Origin of the sequence: Bacteroides mediterraneensis (assembly GCF_016900355.1) — a bacterium.
GTDB lineage: Bacteria > Bacteroidota > Bacteroidia > Bacteroidales > Bacteroidaceae > Phocaeicola.
The window spans coordinates 1-6390 of record NZ_JACJKA010000045.1 but is presented as its reverse complement, the minus strand read 5'-3'; the positions used below and the strand labels follow the sequence as shown (position 1 = coordinate 6390).

Below are 6390 nucleotides of genomic sequence, written 5' to 3'. Positions count from 1 at the left end.
CTATAAAGGTTTTTTATTATTAAAAAATGTTATTATTACAATACTAAGGATTTCAGGGGAATCAAATGACATTTTCTATAATAAAAAATCAGCAACAAAGAGTGATTTCGTGGAAAGTTTTTTATATATGACTTCCCCTTCGTTCTTGTCATATATCACTTCTTACTATTAAATTTATCCTGATTAGAATGATAGTATTTCTCGATATATCCTCCATCATAAAATTCATTTTTACCATTTCTTTTCCTGCATATCCATTTCAGATTTATGGCTACAAAAAAGGTGACAGTCTCAAATTCGACCATCTCCTTACATTATTATCACTTTGTCTGTACTCTCAATATGATTGATCCTGGATTTATCTCCAACCAGGCATCCTTTATTTTACTGGCACCTAATCTTTTAGCACTTTCTTTATAAATCTCCAGAAAGTCTGACTGTTCCAGATTATAAATTATATGTCCTAAATAAGGCATAGGAGGAAGAGGTGATGGCATTATGAACCCATTATATCTATCTCCTGTAATGATTAAAGCATCCTCACCAATAATACTTTCTCTCGGGTCAGCCCCTAAAGTGGAATATTCTAAAGGTCTATTGAAAAACATGGCTACAACATTTCCTAATGTACATAGCTTAAATTCAACTTTATCTTTACCAACATAAGCATCCAAATCTTCCTGCACCGCTTTTTCAATTTCACTAGTGTTTGTTTCAGTTATGGTATATACTTTACCCATAACGAATACCTTCTTTTCTTTTTTCATTACTGCCTCCTCCTTAGTTTAATACGTGATTTTCATTATGATACAATCTGGATAACATCTTATACCGATTTCTTCAACAAACCCTTCCTCTTTACATGTAAATAGTAACAGTGTCTTATAGAACTGAATGAAGGTAGTTACATCGGTATAGAAATTTTTACCGTTAAAACATAGTGGACTAATTAATGGATAACCACCCATCTTTTTAGGAGTAAAGGCTGTAAGACCAATGCCAGATATAATATTTGCGTCAGTATCATATATCACTGGTTTGTCCGGGTTGATATAAAAGTCACGAATAAATTTCATAATTACATGATTTTCGCTTAACTCCTCAATCGCGAAAGACACCATTCCACCAGTTGTTTCCTCCAAAGAATCATTTACGGCTGATTCAATCTCCTCTATCGTCATTGTAGTATCGAGGACTTCTCTGTTTGCAATAAAATAGTTTTTCATAGTTTAGATTTTTGTGATTTAATGTTTAGTGTAATTCCCATTTTGCCCTTCAGGAATGATATAAGTCCAGTATAAGCATCAGTTCGCCTTCTTTCTCTCGGGCATATCTCCAGAAGTTCCTTCAGTGTTATTTCAATGCAGAGACCAGTTTTAAAATTCTCTCCATACTTCTTTCGTAAGGCTTCTATATCTTTCTCGTATTTTTCAGGGATTGGTTTGGCGATTGTACTACTTTTTTCGGTTACATCAGGAGTAGTTTCTCTAACCTGACGCTCTGACGATTCTTCTAAAGTACCATCAAAGAATATATTCATAAGATTTCCTAACATAGTTGTTGATATTATTTTTGTCATTAGTTAGAGTTTCAATCCACCAGAATCGCGTTTTGTCATTTTAAGAAAGTAGATATAAAAAAAGAACGACTAAGTTTTTATTCTTAATCGTTCTCTATGAATGTTGATTTATTTTAAACTAAAATTAAAGGGTATCGTCATCTTCATATTAACAAATTGTCCATCATGGATTCCAGGTTTAAATTTAGGTAGTAATTTTGTAACTCGTAATCCTTCTTTATCTAAATAAGGGTCTCCACTGCTTTCTACAACTTCTATGTCTTCTATTTCACCATCACGTGTAACAATAAACTGAACCACTACCTTTCCTTCACTTTTACATTCTTGAGATATAGTTGGATATTTCAAATTTTGTAAGATAAACCTTTTAAAACCTTCATCCCCCTCTGGATATTCAGGTTTACGATTGGATAACGAAGTTGCATATTTTGCTTTTAATTCCTCACTCGTCATTAAAGTATTTTCTGGTAGAGAAAAATTTTTAGCTCTCTTTGAGATTTCATCTATATTCTCATCAATATTTGATAATAAGAATTTATTTAAAGATTCACGACTACATGGAGATAGTTCAGTTTCTCTATCAATATCATATAATCCATTGTTAGTGATTTTATATTTTTTCTCTCCAACAAACACATTGTCACTTTTAAAAATTAAGCAACCATTATCAAATGTATAATTGTAGATACATTCTTCTATCAAATCTTTGCCTAACATATTTTGTTGTAACAAATATCCTCTGTTATAAGATTTCGGTTGATTTTCAAGTTTTGCTCTTTGAACAAATAAAAGCTTATTTTCATCAATCGGGATTATACAAATGATAACCGCCATATTCTCGTCAAACATATTTTTAAATTCTGATCCAAATATTGGTGTGTTAAGTAGACGAGAATAATATTTAGAGAAAAGTTTCTTAGTATAAAAAACTTTACCGGAAAAATACTTTTCAAAATTTTCCTGTTTCTCCTTTCGCTCCTTTAAAATAAGTATATCCACTATGGATTCTGCTAAATTTATATCATTAATGCCTGAAGGAAGTACATTTTCCACGGTTTGTTTGCCATCTATTGATATTTTAGCAATCTTCTTATCAGACATGTTTTCTATATCAAAAGTAACCTTACTATTATTCCAGGATAAACGTCCATTTCCATTAAGTAAAATGTTATTTACCCAAGTCCCTTTTAAAGAGTAACTATATTGATCCACATAGAGTTCTCCTTCACCTTGTTTGGTAAAAACACTATCAACCTCACCAACATAAGTACCGCCTTTAAATTTTAGTTTTCCATTATAACAACCATCACTCTTACGTTCTCCTTCAAACAAAGAAATTTTGTCGGTACATTCTTTCAATATGCAATGTCCGGTAAATTCTCCATTCTCCCATTTCCCATCATAATAGTTTTTTGCAATTCGTCCTTTACCTATACCAGCAAAAGGTAATCCGTTTTTAACCTCTCCTTCAAAATAAAGTGAATCACTGATAACAGATTTACATTTTCCATTCAGTAATTTATTATTTTCCCAATCACCTTCACACCAGTTACCGTTGGAATAGGTCATTCTCCCAGTTTTTACAGTCTTTCCATCTACAAATGTTCCTTCAAAAACATTTCTTTTAGGGTCTGTTACTTTACCTTCTAAAATCTTCCCCTCATTCCATAATCCTTCATAAGTAAAATTATCTATATACATTGTACCACTACCATTGGGTAACCCGTTTTTCCATGTACCATTATAGGTAATGTTCTCCCTTTGGTTAGTCATAACCCCTTGACCTTCCATTTTTCCGAACACCCAATTACCTTCATAAACATCGCCATTTGCATAAATCATCTTTCCAAATCCATTAGGCTGTCCCTTTTTCCATTCGCCTTCATAATAATCACCATTTGGATATTTCTTTTTCTTGGCTTCAACTGTACCAGATACGAGTAATGCAAGTATCAGTGGTAATAAAAATAATAGCTTTTTCATTATAATATCTTTAATTTAAACTATCTAGTTCTTTTTGATTTTCTAGTAATTTCATATAAACGTCTTTGATATTATTGAAGTTTTCAGGATTGTTTATTATTACATTATTCCCATAATCACTTCTTATTGATATCGTATAATTCTCTAAGGAACTTATTGTATCTATAAATTTTCTCATATTTTCCCCAAACATATAGACACCTATAGATGTAAACCAACGTTTTTCCTCATTCTGAAATGGTCTATCAAATGAAATATTATAAATTATACCTGAATCATGGTCTTTTATTCGTATATCTTTTACTTTCTCCAAACCACCAAATTTATCTGTCCATAATGTTATACAATATGTTCTCATTACAACCATGAAGTCTTTCTGATTCAACTCAGTATAGCCTTCACCATCTTTGGTAAGTATCATATATCCTGATGCTGCTTCTCTCTTTTCTATTTCGCCAAAATCATTTTTATATTCATCTATACCCATATGCCATCCTTCTGTATTATAATGAACTTCTCCGTCAGATTGAACAAGTCTATCTTCTTCCATTATTTTTACTGTCAATAAATCAGATGTTGGGTCATAGATTAAATCAACACTTGTTCCAGCTAAGCGAGTAAGACTTCCAAATGCCGTATATTTTCCATCTTTATAAATTATTTCATAAGCAAATACTGTATATTCAAGAGCTTTATTATAAAAATTAGCACTATATTCTCTTATTATTCTTTCTTTAATAATGTCTTTTCTTATGAGGTCATAAAGAGTTTCCTTTTTCTCACAAGCTTCTTTAAAGACCATTTCAAATGGATTTACCTGCTGTGTAGTTACTTCTGTTTGTTGCTTTTTAGATGAATTACCACAACTAATGGTAAAACAACAAACAATTAATACTATAAATAAGTAATGCAGTTTCATATAGATTTCCTGAATTTAGTTTTTTAATTTACTATCCAATTGTTTTTTGAGTTTATCTGCCATTGGCTTGAAAGTCCAGTAGGTAATAGCAGCAGAAACAGGAGCACCAATCAGAGGAATTACTTTACCAGCTCCCTTTGCAAAGGTTTCTCTTGTAAGTCTTATACCTATCCATTTTGCTACTTGTTTAGAGATATTATAGAAAGCATATTTTGTTAATGCCATTTTAGGTAATCTTTTTACTACTTGTTCAGCAAATGCTTTTGTTAATAAATTTACTCCCTGAACAGCTTCACGCGACCCCATCATCACACCGACAAATAAAGTCAAAACACTCAATGTTTCATCAGTCAATCCATTATTCTCATCTTGTAAATCCGGCCATCCATATAAATATAGGAGCTTTTGGGTTAAAGCTAAAATATGACCATAAAACTGAGCTATATCAGCAGGTATAGCAGCTGCCATGAACCAACCTCCAGGTAAACCAGATAAAGCAGATGTAGCACATACTATTGTTGTATGATAACTAATACATCCATTAGCTATTTTATTTACAGTTCTCTTATCCAATACTTTGAGAGGTGAATCATCTATAGCAATTTGTATCTGTTCTTCGGTACAATAAGGTTGTAGTTCCTTTCTTAAGAAAACAATACGTTCAACTTTTACGAATGGTAATTGTAATGAAGCATTTAAAGTTTTCTTCCATAAATCAGTTGTTTCCATATTATAGATTTTACCTATAAGCCCCCGAAGTCAGTATTAAATTTTAAACAAAGAAGGCGTGAGGACTTTTCCTACTATCCATCGAAAACAGGTATCGCCAAACACCTCGTGAAGATGAATAAGAAAGAAACAATACTCCCACGCCTGTATGATATATGTACCTATACAGCATTGGCTATATGGGAAACATATACAAACAGAAAATGAGCGTAATATTGTCTTTCATCCCTTCACTGTTGAAATTGGCGATTTCGTTTTCAGGATAAAAGCAAAAAACGCTTTCTATTATGATCCAACCATTTCTCCGGTCAGACATTACAAATATACGTTTTTTGTTCAATATTACGCTCTGATAAAGAGTATTATTTCTTTCAAATATAAGGATTTTAGCAGCTTCATGGGCGGAAATAATCGGATATTTGTGTCCCAGTAAAATAAAATTGGATATTGTACTTATATTTCATACCCGAATAAAACATTTAGTAATCAAATACTTATCTTATTATTCAAAACTGTCCCACTAATAGTATAATATAAAGCTGGGACAAGGGTAAGGGGTGAATTGGGATTATTACATAACCGACAGGATAATAGAATATTTCATTTAGGGATTTCTATCTTTATAGAGGTTTTTGAAGTCTTTGGAGATTTTTTATTCCACCCTACGGATGTTATGTATACTCCTTAACTCCTGACCTGAAAGAAGAAAAAAGAGACCACCATCAATCGGCAGCCTCTTTCTATATTAATCAAAGAACTTATAATCAATAATATCCAGTTCAATCCAAGGTTCTTTCATTGATTCTATTGGATTACAGATAAAGGTTCCCATGAAATTAACCATTATACCTCCTCTTTTCAATGATACAGGTGCAATCCAGTCCTCATCACTATGTCTTATCTGATACCATTCCTTATTGTCTGGTATCGTATCAACAGAAATCCTGAGTTCCAGAAATTCACCTTCAACCTTAACACCATTCTCCAGTGTTATATTCATTCTGATTTTGCTTGTTCTGTTGTAATCGTATGTCATCGCTCTATATTCTTTATCATTAGTGTCCCGTTAAAATGGGACGAGTTAAACAATTAATCAAAAAGCCCCGGAATCAGGGGATCATTTAGATCTTTGACATCATTGAAATTAGTCTTGTCGAACAGGTCACGCAAGTGGGTTTTG

7 protein-coding genes are annotated in these 6390 nt (G+C 32.2%); all 7 read right to left on the bottom strand.

From position 1 onward, the window contains the following. Nucleotides 1-320 precede the first annotated feature (320 nt). Nucleotides 321-767, bottom strand: coding sequence for a hypothetical protein (locus H6A28_RS14645; protein WP_204481012.1), 447 nt, complete (start codon nucleotides 765-767; stop codon nucleotides 321-323). 18 nt (nucleotides 768-785) lie between these two features. Continuing rightward, nucleotides 786-1226 (bottom strand): hypothetical protein, encoded by a 441-nt coding sequence (locus H6A28_RS14640; RefSeq protein ID WP_204481010.1) that lies wholly within the window; start codon nucleotides 1224-1226, stop codon nucleotides 786-788. Next, nucleotides 1223-1579 (bottom strand): hypothetical protein, encoded by a 357-nt coding sequence (locus H6A28_RS14635; protein WP_204481009.1) that lies wholly within the window; start codon nucleotides 1577-1579, stop codon nucleotides 1223-1225. Before H6A28_RS14635 ends, H6A28_RS14640 begins: the two co-directional genes overlap by 4 nt. 108 nt (nucleotides 1580-1687) lie before the next feature. Continuing rightward, the gene (locus H6A28_RS14630) at nucleotides 1688-3562 is read right to left on the bottom strand and encodes an energy transducer TonB (RefSeq protein WP_204481007.1); all 1875 of its coding nucleotides are present in this window, start codon (nucleotides 3560-3562) and stop codon (nucleotides 1688-1690) included. 10 nt (nucleotides 3563-3572) lie between these two features. After that, nucleotides 3573-4481: a hypothetical protein gene (locus H6A28_RS14625; RefSeq protein ID WP_204481005.1), complete on the bottom strand. Its 909-nt coding sequence runs from the start codon at nucleotides 4479-4481 to the stop codon at nucleotides 3573-3575. A gap of 15 nt (nucleotides 4482-4496) precedes the next feature. Continuing rightward, nucleotides 4497-5210 carry a hypothetical protein gene (locus tag H6A28_RS14620; RefSeq protein WP_204481003.1) on the bottom strand — a complete coding sequence of 238 codons (714 nt, stop codon included), beginning with the start codon at nucleotides 5208-5210 and terminating at the stop codon, nucleotides 4497-4499. Between the two features lie 745 nt (nucleotides 5211-5955). Then, on the bottom strand, nucleotides 5956-6246 hold the full coding sequence (locus tag H6A28_RS14615) for an LPD28 domain-containing protein (RefSeq protein ID WP_204481002.1): 291 nt from the start codon (nucleotides 6244-6246) through the stop codon (nucleotides 5956-5958). Nucleotides 6247-6390 lie beyond the last annotated feature (144 nt).

Bases quoted from the DNA above. Each gene is read 5' to 3' on its own strand.
- H6A28_RS14645 (WP_204481012.1), bottom strand. From the start codon at position 767: ATGAAAAAAGAAAAGAAGGTATTCGTTATGGGTAAAGTATATACCATA.
- H6A28_RS14640 (WP_204481010.1), bottom strand. From the start codon at position 1,226: ATGAAAAACTATTTTATTGCAAACAGAGAAGTCCTCGATACTACAATG.
- H6A28_RS14635 (WP_204481009.1), bottom strand. From the start codon at position 1,579: ATGACAAAAATAATATCAACAACTATGTTAGGAAATCTTATGAATATA.
- H6A28_RS14630 (WP_204481007.1), bottom strand. From the start codon at position 3,562: ATGAAAAAGCTATTATTTTTATTACCACTGATACTTGCATTACTCGTA.
- H6A28_RS14625 (WP_204481005.1), bottom strand. From the start codon at position 4,481: ATGAAACTGCATTACTTATTTATAGTATTAATTGTTTGTTGTTTTACC.
- H6A28_RS14620 (WP_204481003.1), bottom strand. From the start codon at position 5,210: ATGGAAACAACTGATTTATGGAAGAAAACTTTAAATGCTTCATTACAA.
- H6A28_RS14615 (WP_204481002.1), bottom strand. From the start codon at position 6,246: ATGACATACGATTACAACAGAACAAGCAAAATCAGAATGAATATAACA.